This window comes from Pseudomonas sp. 2995-1 (assembly GCF_002742505.1).
In the GTDB taxonomy this organism is placed as follows: Bacteria; Pseudomonadota; Gammaproteobacteria; order Pseudomonadales; family Pseudomonadaceae; genus Aquipseudomonas; species Aquipseudomonas sivasensis.
Genome location: NZ_LJSA01000607.1, coordinates 1 through 319 on the forward strand (window position 1 = coordinate 1; position 319 = coordinate 319).

1 protein-coding gene is annotated in these 319 nt (G+C 35.1%); it reads left to right on the plus strand.

Going from position 1 to position 319, the window contains the following annotated elements; translation table 11 throughout:
• Positions 1-211: helix-turn-helix domain-containing protein (locus AOA61_RS30070; protein ID WP_143521283.1), on the plus strand; the 211-nt coding region annotated here is incomplete at its 5' end.
• Positions 212-319 lie beyond the last annotated feature (108 nt).

Genomic DNA, 319 nt, shown 5'->3' on the forward strand with positions numbered 1-319 from the left:
ATACTTAGCAAACCATAAAGGGAGAGCACTAGCTAGAGATCAATTGTTAAATGCAGTATGGAATTATGAATTCGTAGGGGACACTAGAATTGTAGATGTACACGTTAGTCATTTACGAGAAAAGATTGAACCTAATACGAAGAAGCCAGTGTATATAAAAACAATTCGTGGTTTAGGTTATAAATTGGAGGCTCCTGTAGACCATGCATAGCTATCGTACACGTCTTATCTTTCCCCTTGCACTTATTATTCTATTAGTTCTTGCGAGTTTAGGAGCAATTTTAGGGCCTTTATTCAAAGAATTTTATTTTGAAAGAAT